This is a genomic window from Xanthobacter dioxanivorans, from assembly GCF_016807805.1.
Lineage (GTDB): Bacteria > Pseudomonadota > Alphaproteobacteria > Rhizobiales > Xanthobacteraceae > Xanthobacter > Xanthobacter dioxanivorans.
Genome location: NZ_CP063362.1, coordinates 250,177 through 268,053 on the forward strand (window position 1 = coordinate 250,177; position 17,877 = coordinate 268,053).

A 17,877-nucleotide genomic window follows, 5' to 3' on the forward strand; every position below is an offset into this window, starting at 1 on the left:
ATCAGCCGTCATGCCCCGGCTTGTCCGGGGCATCCACCGGTCCGTTCGTCCAAACCTCCGGGCACCGCTCCAGCGGCCATGGATCCCTCCGGACAAGCCGGGGGATGACGGCGGAGAGAGACGCTGACGACAGCGAGAGGCGCCCGGTGGCGGCGGGCGAAAGCGCCCCTACCCCGCCCAGTCCAGCCCGATATCCAGGATCGGCGCGCTGTGGGTCAGCCATCCCACGGAGATGAGGTCCACCCCGGAGGCGGCGATGGCCGGGGCCGTCTCCCGGTTGATCCGGCCCGAGGCCTCGGTGAGCATGCGCCCGCCCACCATGCGCACGGCCTCGGCGAGAGTCTCGGGGGTCATGTTGTCCAGCAGCACCGCGTCGGCGTCCAGCGTGAGCAACTCTTCGAGCTGGGCGAGGGTGTCCACCTCCACCTCGATCTTCACCATGTGCCCGGCGCGCGCCTTGACGCGCTTCACCGCCTCGGCGACCGAGCCGGCGATGGCCACGTGATTGTCCTTCACCAGCACCGCGTCATCGAGGCCGAAGCGGTGGTTGGCCCCGCCGCCGGCGCGCACCGCATATTTCTCCAGCGCGCGCAGGCCCGGCGTGGTCTTGCGGGTGCAGACGATCTGCGCCCGGTTGCCGGCGATGGCCTGGACCAGCCCGGCCGTGGCGCTGGCGATGCCGGAGAGGCGGCAGGCGAGGTTGAGGCCCGTGCGCTCGCCGGTCAGCAAGGCGCGGGATGAGCCCTCCACCTCCGCCAGCACCGCGCCCGGTGCAACCGCGGCGCCGTCCGCCACGTGGCGGGTGAAGCGCATGCCGGGATCGAGCAGGAGGAAGGCGAGGCGGGCGCAGTCGAGCCCGGCCACCACGCCCGCTTGCCGGGCGGTGAGCACGAGCCGGCTGGTGTGGCCGGGGGGTACGACCGCGTCGGTGGTGATGTCGCCGGCGCGGCCGAGGTCTTCCAGCAGCGCGGCGCGGACGATGGGCTCCACCATCAGCTCGGGGAGCGGATCGAGGGCCGGCGTTTCGGCAAGCATGGGATATCCGTCAGCTGGAGAGTGCGAGAGCAAGATCCGCCACCGCGAAACGCTGCGCCCGTGCAAGCGCGTCGGCGAGCGTGACGCGTCCCGGCCGGGCCACCGCGGCGGTGGCGGGAAAGTCGGTGCGGGCATGGGCACCGCGGCTCTCCTCGCGGGCCAGCGCCGAGACCGCCATCATCAGGCCCACCCGAGCCGGAGCGGCGCAGGGCCCCTCACGCCTCGCCAACGGCAGCAGGCTGGCAATGGCAGTCTCGAGACCCGAAGCGTCACGGGTGACGCCGATGAAGCGGGAGACGATGGGCCGCGCGGCGGCGGGGTCCGATGCCGGCGGCAGGCGGGCGGTCCCGAGCCGCGCGGCGGCGCCGCCCGGGGTCCCAGCGATGCTGTGGGCGACCTCGCGGCCGCATACCACGGCCTCCAGCAGCGAGTTGCTGGCGAGCCGGTTCGCGCCGTGCAGGCCGGTGGAGGCCACCTCGCCCGCGGCCCAAAGCCCGGCAACCGTGCTGCGGCCTTCGGCGTCCACGGCGATGCCGCCCATATGGTAATGCGCCGCCGGACGGATCGGCACGAGATCCGTCGCCGGATCGATGCCGGCCGCCCGACACCCCGCGGTGATGGAGGGAAAGCGCGTGGCGAAGCGCGCGCCGAGGCTGGCGCGGCCATCGAGATAGACGTCCCGTCCCGCGATGATCTCCCGCCATACCGCGCGGGCCACCACATCGCGCGGAGCCAGCTCTGCGCCCGGCACGGCTTCGAGGAAGCGACGGCCGGCGCCGTCCACCAGGATCGCGCCCTCCCCGCGCACCGCCTCACTGATGAGCGCGAGCGGCCGCGCGCCGGTGGCGAGGGCGGTGGGGTGGAACTGCACGAACTCAAGGTCGGACAGCTCCGCCCCCGCCTCGGCGGCGAGCGCGAGGCCGAGCCCGAACGAGGAGGCGGGATTGGTGGTGTGCTCGTAAAGCGCGCCCACGCCGCCCGTCGCCAGCACCAGCCGGCGGGTGCGCAGCACCGCGCCGCCCGACGGACCGGCGACCATGAGCCCCGCCACCGCCCCATCCTGCACCAGGATGCGCCGGGCCTCTGCCTCCACCACGGTGATGGACGGGCAGGCACGCGCCGCGGCGGTGAGCGCGCGCACCAAAGCAAGGCCGGTGGCGTCGCCGTCCGCATGGACGATGCGCCGCCGGCTGTGGGCGGCCTCAAGGCCCAGCGCGAGGGTGCCATCCGGCGCCCGGTCGAAGGCCACGCCGAGCCGCTCCAGTTCCGCCACCGCGTCGGGCCCGGCGGCGAGGATGCGCCGGGCGGCGGCTGGGTCGCACAGGCCGTCGCCCGCCTTCAGCGTGTCGGCGAGGTGGAGGCCGGCATCGTCGTCCGCCCCCACGCTGGCGGCGATGCCGCCCTGGGCCAGCGGGCTCGACCCGTCCGTGCCGAGGAGGGCGCGGGCGACCAGCACCACGGGCTCCGGCGCCAGGAACAGTGCCGTTGCCAGCCCGGCAATGCCGCCGCCGACAATGACGGGACGGCCATCGACGGCTTCGAGCGCCGCGGTCACAGCGCCAGCATCCGCTCCACCGAGGCGCGGGCGCGCCCGGCCACGCTCGCCTCGATGGTCACTTCGTGCCGGTTGCCTTCCAGCGCCGCGCGGATGTTGGCGAGCGTGATCTTCTTCATGTGCGGGCACAGGTTGCAGGGCCGCACGAAGTCGATGTCCGGATAATGCACGGCGACATTGTCGCTCATGGAGCATTCGGTGAGCAGCACCACGCGGGGCGGGCGCTTCTCGCCCACATAGTCGCTCATGGCGGCGGTGGAGCCGGCGAAGTCCGCCTCCGCCACCACGTCCGGCGGGCATTCGGGGTGCACCAGCACGGTGACGCCGGGATTGGCGGCGCGCAGCTCGCGCACGTCCTCGGCGGTGAAGCGCTCATGCACCTCGCACTGGCCGGCCCAGGAGATGATCTCGATGCCGGTCTCGGCGGCGACGTTCTTCGCCAGATACTGGTCCGGCAGCATGATCACCTTGGGCACGCCGAAGGACTTGACCACGCGCGCCGCATTGCCCGAGGTGCAGCAGACGTCCACCTCCGCCTTCACCGCGGCGGACGTGTTGACGTAGGCGATGACGGGAAGCCCCGGATAGGCCTGCCGCATGAGGCGCACATCCTCGGCCGTGATGGAATCGGCCAGCGAGCAGCCGGCGCCGGCATCCGGGATGAGGACGGTCTTGCCCGGGTTCAGCAGCTTGGCCGTCTCGGCCATGAAGTAGACGCCGGCGAGGACCATCACGTCCGCGTCCACCCGCATGGCTTCCCGTGCCAAGGCGAGGCTGTCGCCGACGATGTCGGCGACGCAGTGGAAGATCTCCGGCGTCTGGTAGTTGTGCGCCAGGATCACCGCGTTCCGCTCGCGCTTCAGGCGGAGGATGGCCTCCACGTCGTCGGCGAAGAAGGCCCAGTCGGCGGGCGGGACCACCCGTCGCACCCGCTCGTAAAGCGGGGCGGTGCGGGCAAAGGCGCCGCTAAGGGCGGCAGGCGCGGCAGCTTGAGCGTATCCAACCATTGTCTATACTCAGTTTGAGCATATGTTGGCCATATGCTTATCCTGAGCATAAGTTCTGTCAAGAGCGTGCGAGGGGCAATTTCGTGCCGGAGAGAGCCCGCTCCTCAAGCACCGCGTGGCGGAAGCGGAAGAGTTTCGCAGGTCGCCCAAGGGTTTCGGATGTGGTCCCCCGGTTTCCTCGACCAGGTCCTGCTGTTCCATGAGCCGACGAAAATTCTGCTTGTGCAGGGTCCGGCCGGCGATGGCCTCCACGCAGCGTTGCAGCTGCAGCAGGGTGAAGGTGGGCGGCATCAGCTCGAACACCACGGGGCGATACTTGATCTTGGCCCGAAGCCGCGCGATCCCGGTGGCGAGGATCCGCCGGTGGTCGGCGATCATGGGCCGCCCGGCGCCGCCGGCCTCGCCCTTGTCCGCGCGGCGCAGCCGCTCGCAGACGATCCCCGCTTCATAGAGCAGCTCGTAGCGCTGCAGGGTGAGTTCCTCGTTCCACGGTTCGCCGCCGAGCGCGAAGGTCGCCGCCGCCCGCTGCCGCCGCTGGCTCCGCTCCGTCGGCTCCGGCGCTTCGCCGGCCCAGGCGTCCAGCGCCGGCCCCAGCACCTTGGCGATCAGCGGCGGCGGGCCGGCCCGATGGTCCTCCCACGGGAAGTATTCATACCAGCTGCGCCAGCCTGCCTCCGCCGCGCCCTGCTCCCGGGTGAGGCCCAGATAGGAGATGGAGATGGTGCGCGCCCCGCGCTCCTCCCGATCCCTGTCGGCGAAGGTGTAGAGCTGTTCCACATAGCCCAGCGGATGATGGGTCTGCTGCTCCACCCAGTCGCGCAGGCCCTGCTGGAGAGAGCGGTGGGCGAGGGCGAACGGGCCGGACGGGAGGGCGCTCGCCTCCTTCACGGTCATCACCCGCGGTTCGCCACGGGTGACCGCCGCCAGCACGGCGATGAGGTCCACGGCGACGGATCGGCTGGCGCGCGACGGGCTCGTCATGAAGCTCCCGGGGGACTCCACCGGAGGAGGATGCGGTGTGCCTCCCGATAGCACGCCTCGCCGCGCGGACGGAAGCGGCGGGTGAGATGCAGCCGGCGGCCGACGCCCGCCTGGCTCAGGCCTCGACCGCCGGCCGGCGGGGCGTGGCGAACCGGACGCTGGCCTTGCCTTGCTGCTTCACCTCGTACATGGCGGTGTCCGCGAGGCGGATCAGCTCCGCCTCGTCGTCCGCATGGTCGGGATGGAGAGCGATGCCGATGCTGGCGCTGACGTGGAGGGTCGCCGTCCTCTCACCATGGGTCAGCACGTAGGGCTCTCCCAGCACGCTGCACAGCCGCTCCCCCTGGTCGAGGGCCACCGCTGCATCGGTGAGGTCCACCATGATCACGGCGAACTCGTCGCCGGAAAGGCGCACGGCGAAGTCCTCGTGGCGCAAATTGGACCTCAGCCTCTGGGCGATGGCGCACAGAAGCTTGTCGCCCATGCCGTGGCCGTGCTGGTCGTTCACCTGCTTGAAGCCGTCGATGTCGATGTAGAGCAGGGCGAAGGCACGGTTGTGCCGCACCGCCTGGGAGCGGGCGCGGGAGAGGTGCTCCACGAACAAGATGCGGTTGCCGAGGCCCGTGAGCGCATCGTGGGTGGCCATGTGGCGGATCTGCTTTTCCACCCGCCGGCGCTCGTCGATCTCCACCTCGAGCTGGCGGTTGCGCTTCTCCAGTTCCTCCATGGCGGCCTTGAGGCGCAGCTTGGAGATGTGCAGATCGAGGAAGACCGTCACCTTGGAGAGCAGCACGGCGTCGTTGATGGGCTTGGCGATGTAGTCCACCGCGCCGAAGGTGTAGCCCTTCAGCCGGTTGATGTCGTCAAGATACGCCGCGGTGACGAAGACGATGGGGATGTCGCAGGTGGAGGGGTCGTTGTTGAGCAGGGACGCCACCTCGAAGCCGTCCATGTCCGGCATCTGCACGTCGAGCAGGATGAGCGCGAACCGGTGGTCGAGGCACAGCGCCAGCGCCTCGTTGCCCGAACGGGCCTCGAAGATCTCGGCCTTCACCGAGGCGAGCAGGCGGCGCATGCTGGCGAGATTCGCCTTCACGTCGTCTACCACGAGGATTTTTGGCAGATCCTCGGTGCTCATCGCCGCCCGAATCCATTGATCCGCGCCGCCAGCGCGGCAAGCGGCGCGCACAGGTCCGCGCCCGCCTGTTCGAGCGCCGCACGCGGCATGGTATCGACCTCCGCCTCTGCCGGTTCCTGAATCAGCGCCAAGCCTCCAAGCTCTCGGATCCGCTTCAATCCCTGGGCGCCGTCGCTGCTCGCTCCCGTGAGCAGGACACCGACGACGGCTCCTCGATACGCCTCGCCCGCGCTCTTGAACAGTACGTCGATGGAAGGGCGCGAGAAACACACTTTCTCATCGACCGAGAGGGCGAAGCACCTGTCCTGCCCGACAAGAAGATGATAGCCGCTTGGGGCGATACAGACGATACCCGATACAACCGGAAGACGCTCGGTTGCAAGTTTCACCGGAAGCGCCGACGTTGCCTCAAGGATGGACGGCAGCAGGTCCGGACTGTCGGCGCCCACATGAATCACGATGGCAATGGCGGCGTCGAGTTCCGGGTCGAGCGCGGGCAGGAGCCGCAGCAAGGCGGCGGGCCCTCCTGCCGAGCCGCCGATCACCACCAGCCGCTCGGCTGGCGCGGAGGGGCGGACCGCGTCACGGCTGCCGGGGCTGGCCGTCCAGGCGGCAACCGCCCGGGACGGCTCCGCCGCCGCGCGCCCGGTCACGGCCGGACCTCAGAGCCAGGGGCGTTCGGCGCCCTTGGCGGTCTCATAGGCGGCGATGGACGGCGCCTTCTCAAGGGTGAGGCCGATGTCGTCGAGCCCCTCGATGAGGCAGCGCTTGCGGAACGGGTCGATCTCGAAGTGCACGACGCCGCCGTCCGGGCCGCGGATTTCCTGCGCCGGAAGGTCGATGGTCAAGGTCGCGTTGGCGCCGCGCTCGGCGTCGTCGAACAGCTTGTCGAGGTCGTCCTTGGACACCACGACGGGCAGGATGCCGTTCTTGAAGCAGTTGTTATAGAAGATGTCCGCGAACGACGTGGAGATCACGCAGCGGATGCCGAAGTCGAGCAGCGCCCAGGGTGCGTGCTCGCGCGACGAGCCGCAGCCGAAATTGTCGCCGGCCACCAGGATCTTCGACTGACGATAGGCCGGCTGGTTGAGGACGAAGTCGGGATTGTCGGAACCGTCGTCCTTGTAGCGCATCTCGGAGAAGAGGCCCGTGCCGAGGCCGGTGCGCTTGATCGTCTTCAGATACTGCTTGGGGATGATCATGTCGGTGTCGACATTGACCAGCTTCAGCGGGGCGGCGACGCCTTCAAGGACGGTGAACTTCTCCATGGGACCCTTCAGCCTCGGCTTGTCTTGAATGGCTTCCTGCCTCGGACAGCAGTGGCGCGAACCGGCCGGGGGCCGGGGAATGCGCCTGTTTCACCTTCCATAACAGGCGTATCCACGCTTGCCCAGACACGAAAGCCGGCGCCGCGGGCGAAACGCGGTGCCGGTCGGGGCCGAGAATCCGGCGTCATCTCATCGCGCGAGACGCTCCGGCAGCATGCGCTTGAGCACGTCGTCCTTCAGCACCACATGGTGCACCGCCGCCGCGGCGGCGTGAAGCACGGCGAGGATGACGAGCCCGTTCGCCAGCCATTCATGCACCTCCTGCACCTGGCGGGCCGTCGGCCGGTCGACCGGGATGGGCGAGGGAATGGTGAAGAGCGAGAAGAAGCTCACCGCATTGCCGCGCAGGAAGGCGAGATAGATGCCGACGAGCGGCGTCGCGATCAGCAGCAGGTAGAGCAGCCCATGCATCACATGGGAGGCGGTCTGCACCGGACGGCTCACCTGCGCCGAGGGAGCGGGGTGCCTGCCGAGGATGCGCACCGGGATGCGCGCCGCCACCAGGGCGATCAGCAGCAGGCCCACCGAGATGTGCGTCCACCACACGGCCGCGCGGCCCGGAGCGCCCCGGGCGAACAGGCTCTCCAGATAGGTCACGCCGAAGACGACGATGATGGAGAGAACGGTGAGCCAGTGCAGGGCTCTCAGCGATGCGCCGTAGCGCGACAGTTGGGGATCGGTGGGCATGGGGGCCTTCCTTTGTTTTGAGTTATTCTAAAAAGTTTGCCCCTCGGGTCCAGCGCGAAGGCCCTGCCTTCCCTGCGGTTAATTGGCCCGCTCCTCGATCTCGGCCATATCGTCGTCGGACAGACCGAAATGATGGCCGATCTCGTGCACCAGAACGTGCGTGACCAAATCGCCGAGGGTCTCCTCGTTATCGGCCCAGTAGTCCAGGATCGGCCGCCGGTAGAGGAAGACCATGTTGGGCATCTGCCCGGTGTGGGTCACCGCCCCCTGCTGGGCGCGGCCGATGCCCTGGAACAGGCCGAGAAGGTCGAACGGAGTCTCGGCATCAAGGGCGTCCAGCACGTCGTCGGTGGGAAAGTCCTCGACGCGGATCACCACGCCCTCGCAAAGCGCCCGGAAGGATGCGGGCAGCGAGGCGAAGGCCTCGTCCGCGAGACGCTCGAATTCGGCGATGGTCGGCGCTTCCAGGTCGCGCCAGTTGGTCCGCTCGCCGCCATTGTTTCCCGACATGCCGCCGCCCTCCCCGAAGACGCCCATACCACCACCCCATCCCGCGCCGCACCAACACGGCGCCGTGACCGCGCCGCCCTCGCGCCGGACCCTTTCAGTCGTCACGCAGCCGTGAGTTTCCTGAACACTTTCTGAACACAAGCATCAAGCGGGGTTCAGAAGGTCTTGGTTAAGGAACTCTTAATGGGTCTGCATCGTTAACCACGCAGACTACGACTTGGGAGAGTGGCCATGCTGCGGAAGCTTGCAGTCACCGGCGCTTTGGTGACCATCCTTGGAATTGCTGCGTTTTTCGCGCCTCACGAGGCGAATGCCGCCACCGCGGGCGCGGTGATCGGCCTCATCTTCTGATCCGGCGCCCCGGCGGCGTGCGCTCTGCACGCCGTTTGATCACGCGATTGTGAAGACGACACCAGCCCTTTCGGCTGGCCCGTTTCCTTCCTGCCACAGGCGCCCGTCGCTTTCGCAAGCGCGAAATGCAGGCCGGCGCTGGTCCGGGCGGACGGCGCGAGCTGACCTGTTCCGGGCTTCGCTGCGCGGCGACCCGGAAGGGACCTAGCCCCTCCCGGATACCGTTCGCGCCTTCCGCTCAAACCCGCCTCAGGCGCCCTTGGGCCATTGGCGCACGTCCACGAAGCGGCCGGCGATGGCCGCCGCCGCGGCCATGCTCGGCGACACCAGGTGGGTGCGCCCCTTGAAGCCCTGGCGGCCCTCGAAATTGCGGTTCGAGGTGGAGGCGCAACGCTCCTCCGGCGAAAGGCGGTCGGCATTCATGGCGAGGCACATGGAGCAGCCGGGCTCGCGCCACTCGAAGCCGGCGGCGAGGAAGATCTTGTCCAGCCCCTCCGCCTCCGCCTGCTCCTTCACCAGCCCCGACCCGGGCACGACCATGGCGGACACGTTGGGGTTCACGGTGTGGCCCTGGACGATGGCCGCCGCCTGCCGCAGATCCTCGATGCGGCCGTTGGTGCACGAGCCGATGAACACCCGGTCGAGGGTGATGTCGGAGATCTTCGTCCCGGCGGAAAGGCCCATATAGCCCAGCGCCCGGATCTTGGCGGCACGCTTGCCCTCGTCGGCGATCAGGGCCGGGTCGGGCACCACACCCTCCACCGAGACCACGTCCTCCGGGCTGGTGCCCCAGGAGACGATGGGCGGCAGGTTGGCGCCGTCGATGTGGATCTCGCTATCGAAATGCGCGCCCTCGTCGGTGCGCAGGGTCTGCCAGAAGCGCATCGCGGCGTCCCAGTCCGCGCCCTTCGGCGACTTCGGACGGCCCTTGAGATATTCGAACGCCTTCTCGTCCGGCGCCACGAGGCCGGCGCGCGCGCCACCCTCGATGGACATGTTGCACACCGTCATCCGCCCTTCCATGGACAGGGAGGTGATGGCGTCGCCCGCATACTCGATCACGTAGCCGGTGCCGCCGGCGGTGCCGATGGTGCCGATGATGGCAAGCACCACGTCCTTGGCGCCCACGCCCTCGGGCAATGGCCCGGAGACGGTGACCCGCATGTTCTTCGCCTTCTTCTGGATCAGCGTCTGGGTGGCCAGCACATGCTCCACCTCCGACGTGCCGATGCCGTGGGCCAGGGCTCCGAAGGCGCCGTGGGTCGAGGTATGGCTGTCGCCGCAGACGATGGTGGTGCCGGGCAGGGTGAAGCCCTGCTCGGGGCCGACCACGTGGACGACGCCCTGGCGCTTGTCGAACCCGTCATAGTATTCGACGCCGAACTCCCGCGTGTTCTCCGCCAGCGCCGCGATCTGCGCGACGCTCTCGGGATCGGGGTTGGGCAGGGTGCGGTCGGTGGTGGGCACGTTGTGGTCCACCACGGCGAGCGTCTTCTGCGGCGCGCGCACCTTGCGGCCGGTCATGCGCAGCCCCTCGAACGCCTGGGGGCTCGTCACCTCGTGCACCAGGTGGCGGTCGATATAGAGCAGGCAGGTTCCGTCTTCCTGCCGGGAAACCACGTGCTCGTCGAAGATCTTGTCGTAGAGGGTGCGGGGGCCGTTCGCGGGTGCGCTCATGATGTCCTGTCCTGAGGAGAGGCCGGCGCGCGCATGGCGCGGGCCGGTCCGATGTCGATGATCCGATGGCGATGAAAGGCGTCGAAGCGGGCGCGTCCGGCCTCAAAGCACGGCTGATGCGGCCGTGGTGAAGCGGCCGAAGAAGCGGCCCGGCAGGCGCACGTGATCCGGCACCGCCGCAAATTCCATCGTGGTGCGCGCGAACGGCCCGGCGGCGCAGAAGGCCACCCGGCTCAGGATCGAAGAAGGCACGCGCGCATCGAACATGGCCGGTTTTTATCAGTTCCACGCTGCCGCGACAATCCGGCGCGCGGAACCGTGAAAACGTCTTCGCGCCATCTTTTCCCTTGCTCCGCCGCGGCCGCCCGGCGAGGTAGGGGCCGGGTTCGGCAGGATGGCGGGGGACGACGTGCGCTTCATCGCGACCTTCGATGCGGCTTCTTTTCTCGACACGGTGCTGAGCCTCGTGGCCGCCTTCGTGCTCGGCACCCTCATCGGTGCCGAGCGGCAATACCGCCAGCGCACGGCGGGCCTGCGCACCAACGTGCTGGTGGCGGTGGGGGCCGCCGCCTTCGCCGACCTTGCTTCGCGCCTCGGCGGGCCCACCGACGCCATGCGCGTGGTGGCCAACGTGATCACCGGCGTCGGCTTCCTCGGCGCCGGCGTGATCATGAAGGAAGGCCTCAACGTGCGCGGGCTCAACACGGCGGCGACGCTGTGGTGCTCGGCTGCCGTGGGCAGCTGCGCCGGCACGGACATGCTGGCCGAAGCCGTGCTCATCACCTTCATCATCATCGCCGGCAACACCATCCTGCGGCCCGTCGCCAATGCCATCGACCGGATCCCGCTCGACGAACGCCGCTCCGAGGTGAGCTACGAGGTGCGGCTGACCGTGGAGGCCTCCGCCCTCGCCGACCTGCGCGACCTGCTCATAGAGGCGCTGGAAGCCGCCAAGTACCCGGTGGGTGACGTAGAGGAAGGCACCGGCACCGACGGAACCTCCCTGCTGGTGGCGAAGCTGGTGAGCACGGCGGTGAACCCGGCCGAGCTCGACGCGGTGACGGACCGCCTCGCCGCCGTGCCCGGCGTGCGCCATGCCACCTGGGAGAGCACGACCGAGGAGTGAGCCTCCTCACACCCCCGCCAGGTGATGCAGGACAATGCCGCTGGTGGTCGCCACGTTGAGGCTGTCGAATCCAGGGGCCATGGGGATCGCCACGGTGCGCACCTGCGCCATCACCGCGGCCGGCAGCCCCGGTCCCTCGGTGCCGAACAAGGCCGCGACGCGGGGCGGCCGCACGAGGCGGGAGAGCGGCTCGCTTCCGGACGGGGACAGCGCCACCACCTCGAAGCCGCGCGCGCGCAGCAGGTCCAGCAGCCCCGCCGCGTCCGGCATCCGGGCGAAGGGCACCACGAGGCTCGCCCCCACCGAGACGCGGATGGCCTTGCGGTAGAGCGGATCGCACGAGGCCTCGTCGATCAGCACGGCGTCCGCCCCGAAGGCGGCGGCGTTGCGGAAGATGCCGCCCATATTGTCGTGGTTGGTGAGGCCCAGCGCCGCCACCACCAGCGCCCGCGGCCCCAGGGCGTCGAGCAGCGCGCCCGGCTCCGGCAGCGGCCGGGCCTGCCCGAGCGCCAGGATGCCGCGATGGATGGGAAAGCCCACCACCGCGTCCATCGCCGCCTGCCCCGCGACGAACACCGGGACGTCGTCCGGCAGGCGCGCCACCAGGTCCGGGAGCCGCTCCGCCTGCGCCTGCGACAGCAGCACGGACAGGAGGCGGTGGCCCCCCGCGGCGCCGAGACGGGCGGCGAGAAGGCGGAGCACCACCTCCCCTTCCGCCATGAACCGGCCCTGCCGGCCCACGAGGTCGCGCTCCCGCACGGCCCGGTAGTCCGCGATGCGCGGGTCGTCGGCGTCGGCGACGGGCACGATCATGGGGACGAGGTCATAGAGGCCGCCGCTTCACCGGCACCGGCGGCGCGGTGGTGGCGCGCACCACCAGCTCCGGCGCCATCTCCACCCGTTCCACCGGCCGGCCGGGGTCGGCGATGCGCTTCAGGGCAAGGCTCGCGGCGGCGCGGCCATATTCGGGAATGAAGGTGTGCACGGTGGTCACCGGCGGGTGCCAGACCTTGGCCTCGGCAATATCGTCGTAGCCGACGAGGGAGAAGTCCCTCCCCGCCTGGAGCCCCGCCGCCTGAAGCTCCATGAGGGCACCGAAGGCGGACAGGTCGTTGAAGCAGACCGCGGCGGTGGGCGGCTCCTCCAGCGCCAGCAGCCGGGCCATGGCCCGGCGGCCTTCGTCGCGCAGGCCCGGCCCTTCCATGATCAGCGCGGGGTCCAGCGGCAGCCCGGCCGCCGCAAGGCCCGCCTTGTATCCGGCAAGGCGCTTGCGGCCGGTGGAGATGGCGGCAAAGCCGCCGATCATGCCGATGCGCCGATGGCCCAGCGCCACCAGATGCGCCACGCCGAGCGCCACGCCCGCCACATCGTCCGAGCCGGCGAAATCGAAGCCGGAGCCCTCGATCTCCCGCGTCACCTGCACCACGGCGATGCCGGTGGAGGCGAGGGCCTTCAGGTCGGCGACGGTGGTATGGGCGGCGGGGGAGACGAGGAAGGCGTCGGGCCGGTATTCGGCGAGGGTGCCCAGCGTCCGCGTCTGGCGCGCCACATCCTCCTGGCTGACCCCGAGCAGCACCGTCTTGCCGGCGGCGGTAAGCGCATCCTCCACCGCCGCCAGAAGCTCGGTGAAGGAGGGGTTGACGATGTCATGCAGGCCGAGGGCCACGATATTGGTGCGCGCGGTGCGCAGGGCCGCGGCGCCGCGGTTGGCCACGTAGCCGCGGGCGCGCGCCACCTCCTGCACCTTGAGCCTGGTCGCCTCCGCCACCATGGGGCTGTCGCGCAAGGCGAGCGAGATGGTGGCGGTGGACAATCCGAGCTCGCGGGCAAGGCCCTGAAGCGTGACCTTGCCGATGGAAGCGGTGGCCTGAGCGGGAGAAGTCTCGTCCATGGGCCTTCCCTATAACCGGATCTGTCGCGTCTCGCGCCGTCCTTTGGTTCATGCTAAACGATTTAACGCCATCGACCAACGGCAATCGGTTCTGGGAGGGACGGTCATGAACAAGGCGCGCGTGGGCTTCATCGGGGTCGGCCTGATGGGGCACGGCATGGCGAAGAACATCCTCGCCAAGGGCTTCCCCCTCACCGTCCTCGGCCATCGCAACCGGGTGCCGGTGGAAGACCTCCTCTCCCGGGGCGCCACCGAGGCGAAGTCGCCGGCCGAGATGGCCGAAAGCTGCGACATCATCGTCCTGTGCGTCACCGGCGCGCCGCAAGTGGAGGAGCTGCTGCGCGGCGAGAACGGCATCCTGAAGAGGGCGAAGGCCGGCCTCCACATCGTGGACACCTCCACCTCCGAGCCGACGCTGACCATGGCGCTGGCCGCCGAGCTCGCGGCGCGCGGCATCTTCTTCTGCGACGCGCCCCTGGGCGGCACGCCGGTGCAGGCGGAAGACGGCACGCTGTCCGCCATGGTGGGGGCGGACGACGCCGCCTTCGCGGTGATCGAGCCCGCCATCGCCGCCTTCGCCAGCCGCATCGTGCGGGTGGGCGCGCCGGGGGCGGGGCACACCATGAAGCTGCTCAACAACTTCCTCTCGCTCGGCTACGGCGCCATCTATGCCGAGGCGCTGGCGCTGGCGGCCAAGGCCGGGGTGACGCCGCAGGTGTTCGACCATGTGATCCGCGGCGGACGCATGGATTGCGGCTTCTACCAGACCTTCATGGGCTACGTGCTGGACGGCGACGTGAACGCTCACCGCTTCGCCATCTCTAATGCCCACAAGGACATGCGCTACGTCACCAACCTCGCCACCAACACCGGTGCGGCGGCCTTCATCAGCGCCACGGTGAAGAACATCTACGCCGCCGCCGAGGGGCTCGGGAACGGCGGCAAGAACGTGCCGCAGATCGTCGACGTGGTGGCGCAGATGAACGGCGTGCCCACGGTGCCCCAGCGCATGGCGGCGGAATAGGCTGAGGCGGACGCGGCGACGCGCGCTCCTTGCGCCGGCCGACATGTCGGCCGACATCCGCGTGTCAGCCCGGTGTCAGCCCGGTGTCAGCCCGGTGTCGGTGTCGCATGAGGGCGGCGGCACCCAGTCGACGCCGAAATCCATTTTATAGAAATTCGAGAGCATTTTATTGTGATAGTATTTTAATACGATCACATTCAGACCGGCACATTCTTTCTCAATAAGCTTAAAAATCATGACCTCCACCACTAAGTTGTAATATATCTTATAATAACCATAAGCGCGGGATCGGCGCCAACGCAGCGCGGGGCAAGACGCGAACAGGTGCACTCGGCGCGGTCAACTCTCCCCTCCCCCTTCACCCGCCCTTAACCCCTTGCCGCCATTCTGCGTCTCGTGCGTAAGCGTTGCGTAGGGTTGCGTCATGCGTAGTGTGGCCAAGGGGGCGGCCGGGCGGCCGGTGCGCCGGTTCGGCGTCCGTCCTGAGTATCCCGAATCCGCCCCCTTGGCGGCCATCGCTCCGGCGACGGCCCTCGTGCCCGAGGCCGCCCTCCCGGCGCCTGCGCCGGCCCGGCGCCCCGCGTCCGGCCGGCCGGCTTCCGGCGCGCCGGAAGCTCCGCCGCAGCTGCCCCTCGACCAGATCCTCCTCGGCGACAGCGTCCATGAGATGTCGGCTTTGCCGGCCGGCTGCGCCGACCTCGTCTTCGCCGATCCCCCCTACAACCTCCAGCTCGGCGGCGAGCTGAAGCGGCCGGACGAGAGCCGGGTGGATGCGGTGGACGACGCCTGGGACCAGTTCGAGAGCTTCCAGGCCTATGATGCCTTCACCCGCGCCTGGCTGCTGGCCGCGCGCCGCGCGCTGAAGCCGAACGGCACCCTCTTCGTCATCGGCTCCTACCACAACATCTTCCGCGTCGGCGCGATGATGCAGGACCTGGGCTTCTGGATCCTCAACGACATCGTCTGGCGCAAGGCCAACCCCATGCCCAACTTCCGGGGCCGGCGCTTCACCAATGCCCACGAGACCCTGATCTGGGCCGCCCGCAGCGCGGACGCGAAATACACCTTCAACTACGAGGCGCTCAAGGCCGGCAACGACGACGTGCAGATGCGCTCGGACTGGCTGTTTCCCCTGTGCACCGGCCAGGAGCGGCTGAAGGACGGCGCCGGCCGCAAGCTGCATCCCACGCAGAAGCCCGAGGCGCTGATCGCCCGCATCCTGCTGTCGGCCACCAGGCCCGGCGACGTGGTGCTCGACCCCTTCTTCGGCTCCGGAACCACCGGCGCCGTGGCCAGGCGCCTGCGCCGCTCCTTCATCGGCATCGAGCGGGAAGAGAGCTACGCCGAGGCCGCCCGCGCCCGCATCGATGCGGTGGAGCCGCTCCACGAGGATGCGCTCCTGGCCCCGCCCAGCGCGCGCGAGGCCCCGCGCGTCGCCTTTTCCGCCCTGGTGGACCGCGGCTTCGTGACGCCCGGCGCCGAGCTGACCGATGCCAAGGGCCGCTTCCGCGCCGTGGTGCGGGCGGACGGCACCATCGCCCTCTCGGGCGGGCAGAACGTGGGCTCCATCCACCGCGTGGGTGCCCTCGCCCAGGGGGCTGAAGCCTGCAACGGCTGGACCTTCTGGCATGTGGAGCAGGAAGGCCGCCGCCATCCCATCGATACGCTGCGCGCCCGCCTGCGCGCCGAGATGGGCATCGCGGCGGAATAGGACCAGAGCCGGCGCGCCCGCCGCCCGGCCCTGGTCAAGCCCGCGCGGCACCTGAGCGAAACTCCGACGTCCCTCAGCCCACCCGGCCGTGCGCCAGCACCTTGCGCATCACGGAAGGCAGGGCTTCCGCATCGAACGCTTGCGGCCGCACCCAGCGGTGGTCCGCCGGCGCCGGCGTGCCGGCCGGCAGGTCCGCCCGCAGCACGGCGAGTGTCAGCGCGAAATGGGTGAAAACGTGCTCCACCGTCCCCGGCAGGGGCCGCCAGACGGCGGCCAGCGGCGCGTGGTCCTCGGGGCGCTCCGGTTTCCCGCCCCATGGGGTCGAGGGCACTTCCGTCATCTTCGCCAGCAGCCCCTTGTCCGGCCGGGTGCGCAAAAGCACCGCCCCGTCGGCCCGCACGGCGAGGAAGGCCACGCCCTCCCGCCGGGGCTTCTCCCCCTTGGGCGCCTTCACCGGATAGCGGGCGGGATCTCCCTGCGCCCGCGCCACGCACGGCGCCATCCACGGGCACAGGGAGCAGGCGGGGGATTTCGGCGTGCAGATGGTGGCGCCGAGATCCATCATCGCCTGGGCGAAATCCCCCGGCCGCGCATGCGGCGTCAGCGCCGCCGCATGCGCCTTGATGGCGGCCTTGCCCTTGGGCAGCGGCGTGTCGACGGCGTAGAGGCGCGAGACCACGCGCTCGATGTTGCCGTCCACCGGGCTGGCCTTCGCATCGAAGGCGATGGCGGCGATGGCCGCCGCCGTATACGGCCCGATGCCGGGCAGGTCGAGCAGCGCCGCCTCGTCCCTGGGAAAGCGTCCGCCATGGCGCGCCACCACCGCCTTGGCGCAGGCGTGCAGGTTGCGGGCGCGGGCGTAGTAGCCGAGGCCGGCCCAGGCCGAGAGCACCTCCTCCAGCGGCGCGGCGGAGAGATGCGACACCGTGGGCCAGCGGGCGAGGAAGGCACCGAAATAGGGCCCCACCGCCTTCACCGTGGTCTGCTGCAACATGATCTCGGACAGAAAGACGTGGTACGGGTCGGAACGCTTCCCCGGCTCCGCCCGCCACGGCAGCCGGCGGCGGTGGCGGTCGTACCAGGCGAGCAGCGCGGCGGGATTAGGACGGGCGCCGGCGTCGGCGGCCGGCGCGGGGCCCCTTGCGGCGGGGCGGGCGGCGGGGGAGGATGTCATGCGGCCAAGGTGGCCGCGCTCAGGCCCGAGGACAAGGGGCCGCAGGCCCTGGACCAGCATTCCGTGACGCGCCCCTTCAAGCCCCGCCGGCCCAACGGCCCCCGTCCCCTCGCCGACTTCGTGGCGCCGGGCATCGGCGAGCTGTGCGGCAAGGCCGGCTTCTCGGTGGTGGAGGTGGTGATCCACTGGGACGAGATCGTCGGCCCGGACCTCGCCCCGCGCTGCGTCCCGCTGAAGCTGCAATGGCCGAAGGAGGAAGGCGCCGCCGCCACCCTGGTGGTGCGGGTGGAGGGCGCCTATGCCATCGAGCTGCAATATGCGGCCGGCGTGGTGGTGGAGCGCATCAACGCCTATTTCGGCTGGCGCTGCGTCGGCCGGCTCGCCTTGCGCCAGGGGCCGGTGCCCCAGCGCCACGCCCGGCCCGCGCTTCCGCCGCCCCCGGATGGAACAAGCGTCGCCGCCATGCGCCGGGAGATCGGCCCGTTCGAGGACGAGGCGCTGGCCGCGTCCCTTGCCCGGCTCGGCGCGCTGGTGCGGCGCGAGCGGGGCGGCCAATCGGGGTGAGAACGCTGGCGCGCAAGCGGGACCGGTGCTGACCAAGCTGTGATCGGAGCGATGTTTGCCGCCATATCCCCGACATGCTAGAGCGCGAAACATTGCCCTGGCGCGCGCAAGCGGGCCG

General features: G+C 70.0%; 18 protein-coding genes and 1 pseudogene. 4 read left to right on the forward strand and 15 right to left on the reverse strand.

The features are described from left to right. Window positions 1–168: 168 nt before the first annotated feature. The 11 genes and pseudogenes from nadC to EZH22_RS01255 form a co-directional block, all read right to left on the reverse strand. Window positions 169–1,035 (reverse strand): carboxylating nicotinate-nucleotide diphosphorylase, encoded by an 867-nt coding sequence (nadC, locus tag EZH22_RS01205; RefSeq protein ID WP_203194011.1) that lies wholly within the window; start codon window positions 1,033–1,035, stop codon window positions 169–171. Between the two features lie 10 nt (window positions 1,036–1,045). After that, the gene (locus EZH22_RS01210; RefSeq protein ID WP_203194012.1) at window positions 1,046–2,590 is read right to left on the reverse strand and encodes an L-aspartate oxidase; all 1,545 of its coding nucleotides are present in this window, start codon (window positions 2,588–2,590) and stop codon (window positions 1,046–1,048) included. Beyond that, on the reverse strand, window positions 2,587–3,597 hold the full coding sequence (gene nadA, locus EZH22_RS01215; RefSeq protein WP_203194013.1) for a quinolinate synthase NadA: 1,011 nt from the start codon (window positions 3,595–3,597) through the stop codon (window positions 2,587–2,589). Before nadA ends, EZH22_RS01210 begins: the two co-directional genes overlap by 4 nt. A 58-nt stretch (window positions 3,598–3,655) precedes the next feature. Further along, a pseudogene (locus EZH22_RS01220) lies at window positions 3,656–4,578 on the reverse strand (NUDIX hydrolase). 115 nt (window positions 4,579–4,693) lie between these two features. Beyond that, the gene (locus EZH22_RS01225; protein WP_203194014.1) at window positions 4,694–5,716 is read right to left on the reverse strand and encodes a two-component system response regulator; all 1,023 of its coding nucleotides are present in this window, start codon (window positions 5,714–5,716) and stop codon (window positions 4,694–4,696) included. After that, entirely contained in the window at window positions 5,713–6,369 is a 657-nt protein-coding gene (locus tag EZH22_RS01230; protein ID WP_203194015.1) for a chemotaxis protein CheB, read from the reverse strand. Before EZH22_RS01230 ends, EZH22_RS01225 begins: the two co-directional genes overlap by 4 nt. A 9-nt stretch (window positions 6,370–6,378) precedes the next feature. Further along, on the reverse strand, window positions 6,379–6,984 hold the full coding sequence (leuD, locus tag EZH22_RS01235; RefSeq protein WP_203194016.1) for a 3-isopropylmalate dehydratase small subunit: 606 nt from the start codon (window positions 6,982–6,984) through the stop codon (window positions 6,379–6,381). A 189-nt stretch (window positions 6,985–7,173) separates the two neighbouring features. Continuing rightward, window positions 7,174–7,731: a cytochrome b gene (locus tag EZH22_RS01240; protein ID WP_203194017.1), complete on the reverse strand. Its 558-nt coding sequence runs from the start codon at window positions 7,729–7,731 to the stop codon at window positions 7,174–7,176. A 78-nt stretch (window positions 7,732–7,809) separates the two neighbouring features. Beyond that, window positions 7,810–8,241 carry a metallopeptidase family protein gene (locus tag EZH22_RS01245; protein WP_203194018.1) on the reverse strand — a complete coding sequence of 144 codons (432 nt, stop codon included), beginning with the start codon at window positions 8,239–8,241 and terminating at the stop codon, window positions 7,810–7,812. A gap of 600 nt (window positions 8,242–8,841) precedes the next feature. Continuing rightward, window positions 8,842–10,269, reverse strand: coding sequence for a 3-isopropylmalate dehydratase large subunit (leuC, locus tag EZH22_RS01250; protein ID WP_203194019.1), 1,428 nt, complete (start codon window positions 10,267–10,269; stop codon window positions 8,842–8,844). 102 nt (window positions 10,270–10,371) lie between these two features. Next, complete coding sequence (locus tag EZH22_RS01255) at window positions 10,372–10,536, reverse strand: hypothetical protein (protein WP_203196844.1); 165 nt, start codon at window positions 10,534–10,536, stop codon at window positions 10,372–10,374. 142 nt (window positions 10,537–10,678) lie between these two features. Here EZH22_RS01255 and EZH22_RS01260 point away from each other — a divergent pair, with 142 nt between their 5' ends. Next, window positions 10,679–11,395 carry an MgtC/SapB family protein gene (locus EZH22_RS01260; RefSeq protein ID WP_203196321.1) on the forward strand — a complete coding sequence of 239 codons (717 nt, stop codon included), beginning with the start codon at window positions 10,679–10,681 and terminating at the stop codon, window positions 11,393–11,395. A 6-nt stretch (window positions 11,396–11,401) separates the two neighbouring features. Here the strand turns inward: EZH22_RS01260 and EZH22_RS01265 are convergent, their stop codons facing one another. Next, window positions 11,402–12,208, reverse strand: a complete 807-nt coding sequence (locus tag EZH22_RS01265) for a TrmH family RNA methyltransferase (protein ID WP_203194020.1) — start codon at window positions 12,206–12,208, stop codon at window positions 11,402–11,404. A gap of 10 nt (window positions 12,209–12,218) precedes the next feature. Then, complete coding sequence (locus tag EZH22_RS01270; RefSeq protein ID WP_203194021.1) at window positions 12,219–13,286, reverse strand: LacI family DNA-binding transcriptional regulator; 1,068 nt, start codon at window positions 13,284–13,286, stop codon at window positions 12,219–12,221. 106 nt (window positions 13,287–13,392) lie between these two features. Here EZH22_RS01270 and EZH22_RS01275 point away from each other — a divergent pair, with 106 nt between their 5' ends. Continuing rightward, window positions 13,393–14,310, forward strand: a complete 918-nt coding sequence (locus tag EZH22_RS01275) for an NAD(P)-dependent oxidoreductase (RefSeq protein ID WP_231711250.1) — start codon at window positions 13,393–13,395, stop codon at window positions 14,308–14,310. A gap of 75 nt (window positions 14,311–14,385) precedes the next feature. Here EZH22_RS01275 and EZH22_RS01280 read toward each other — a convergent pair whose 3' ends face one another. Continuing rightward, window positions 14,386–14,640, reverse strand: a complete 255-nt coding sequence (locus EZH22_RS01280) for a hypothetical protein (protein ID WP_203194023.1) — start codon at window positions 14,638–14,640, stop codon at window positions 14,386–14,388. Between the two features lie 94 nt (window positions 14,641–14,734). Here EZH22_RS01280 and EZH22_RS01285 point away from each other — a divergent pair, with 94 nt between their 5' ends. Further along, window positions 14,735–16,021: a site-specific DNA-methyltransferase gene (locus EZH22_RS01285; protein ID WP_269902903.1), complete on the forward strand. Its 1,287-nt coding sequence runs from the start codon at window positions 14,735–14,737 to the stop codon at window positions 16,019–16,021. A gap of 73 nt (window positions 16,022–16,094) precedes the next feature. Here the strand turns inward: EZH22_RS01285 and mutY are convergent, their stop codons facing one another. After that, complete coding sequence (gene mutY, locus EZH22_RS01290; RefSeq protein WP_203194024.1) at window positions 16,095–17,195, reverse strand: A/G-specific adenine glycosylase; 1,101 nt, start codon at window positions 17,193–17,195, stop codon at window positions 16,095–16,097. A gap of 9 nt (window positions 17,196–17,204) precedes the next feature. Between mutY and EZH22_RS01295 the strand changes: the two genes are divergently transcribed. Beyond that, window positions 17,205–17,759: a DUF721 domain-containing protein gene (locus EZH22_RS01295; protein WP_203194025.1), complete on the forward strand. Its 555-nt coding sequence runs from the start codon at window positions 17,205–17,207 to the stop codon at window positions 17,757–17,759. Window positions 17,760–17,877 lie beyond the last annotated feature (118 nt).

Bases quoted from the DNA above. Each gene is read 5' to 3' on its own strand.
- nadC (WP_203194011.1), bottom strand. From the start codon at position 1,035: ATGCTTGCCGAAACGCCGGCCCTCGATCCGCTCCCCGAGCTGATGGTG.
- nadA (WP_203194013.1), bottom strand. From the start codon at position 3,597: ATGGTTGGATACGCTCAAGCTGCCGCGCCTGCCGCCCTTAGCGGCGCC.
- EZH22_RS01225 (WP_203194014.1), bottom strand. From the start codon at position 5,716: ATGAGCACCGAGGATCTGCCAAAAATCCTCGTGGTAGACGACGTGAAG.
- leuD (WP_203194016.1), bottom strand. From the start codon at position 6,984: ATGGAGAAGTTCACCGTCCTTGAAGGCGTCGCCGCCCCGCTGAAGCTG.
- EZH22_RS01240 (WP_203194017.1), bottom strand. From the start codon at position 7,731: ATGCCCACCGATCCCCAACTGTCGCGCTACGGCGCATCGCTGAGAGCC.
- EZH22_RS01245 (WP_203194018.1), bottom strand. From the start codon at position 8,241: ATGTCGGGAAACAATGGCGGCGAGCGGACCAACTGGCGCGACCTGGAA.
- leuC (WP_203194019.1), bottom strand. From the start codon at position 10,269: ATGAGCGCACCCGCGAACGGCCCCCGCACCCTCTACGACAAGATCTTC.
- EZH22_RS01255 (WP_203196844.1), bottom strand. From the start codon at position 10,536: ATGTTCGATGCGCGCGTGCCTTCTTCGATCCTGAGCCGGGTGGCCTTC.
- EZH22_RS01265 (WP_203194020.1), bottom strand. From the start codon at position 12,208: ATGATCGTGCCCGTCGCCGACGCCGACGACCCGCGCATCGCGGACTAC.
- EZH22_RS01270 (WP_203194021.1), bottom strand. From the start codon at position 13,286: ATGGACGAGACTTCTCCCGCTCAGGCCACCGCTTCCATCGGCAAGGTC.
- EZH22_RS01275 (WP_231711250.1), top strand. From the start codon at position 13,393: ATGAACAAGGCGCGCGTGGGCTTCATCGGGGTCGGCCTGATGGGGCAC.
- EZH22_RS01285 (WP_269902903.1), top strand. From the start codon at position 14,735: ATGCGTAGTGTGGCCAAGGGGGCGGCCGGGCGGCCGGTGCGCCGGTTC.
- mutY (WP_203194024.1), bottom strand. From the start codon at position 17,195: ATGACATCCTCCCCCGCCGCCCGCCCCGCCGCAAGGGGCCCCGCGCCG.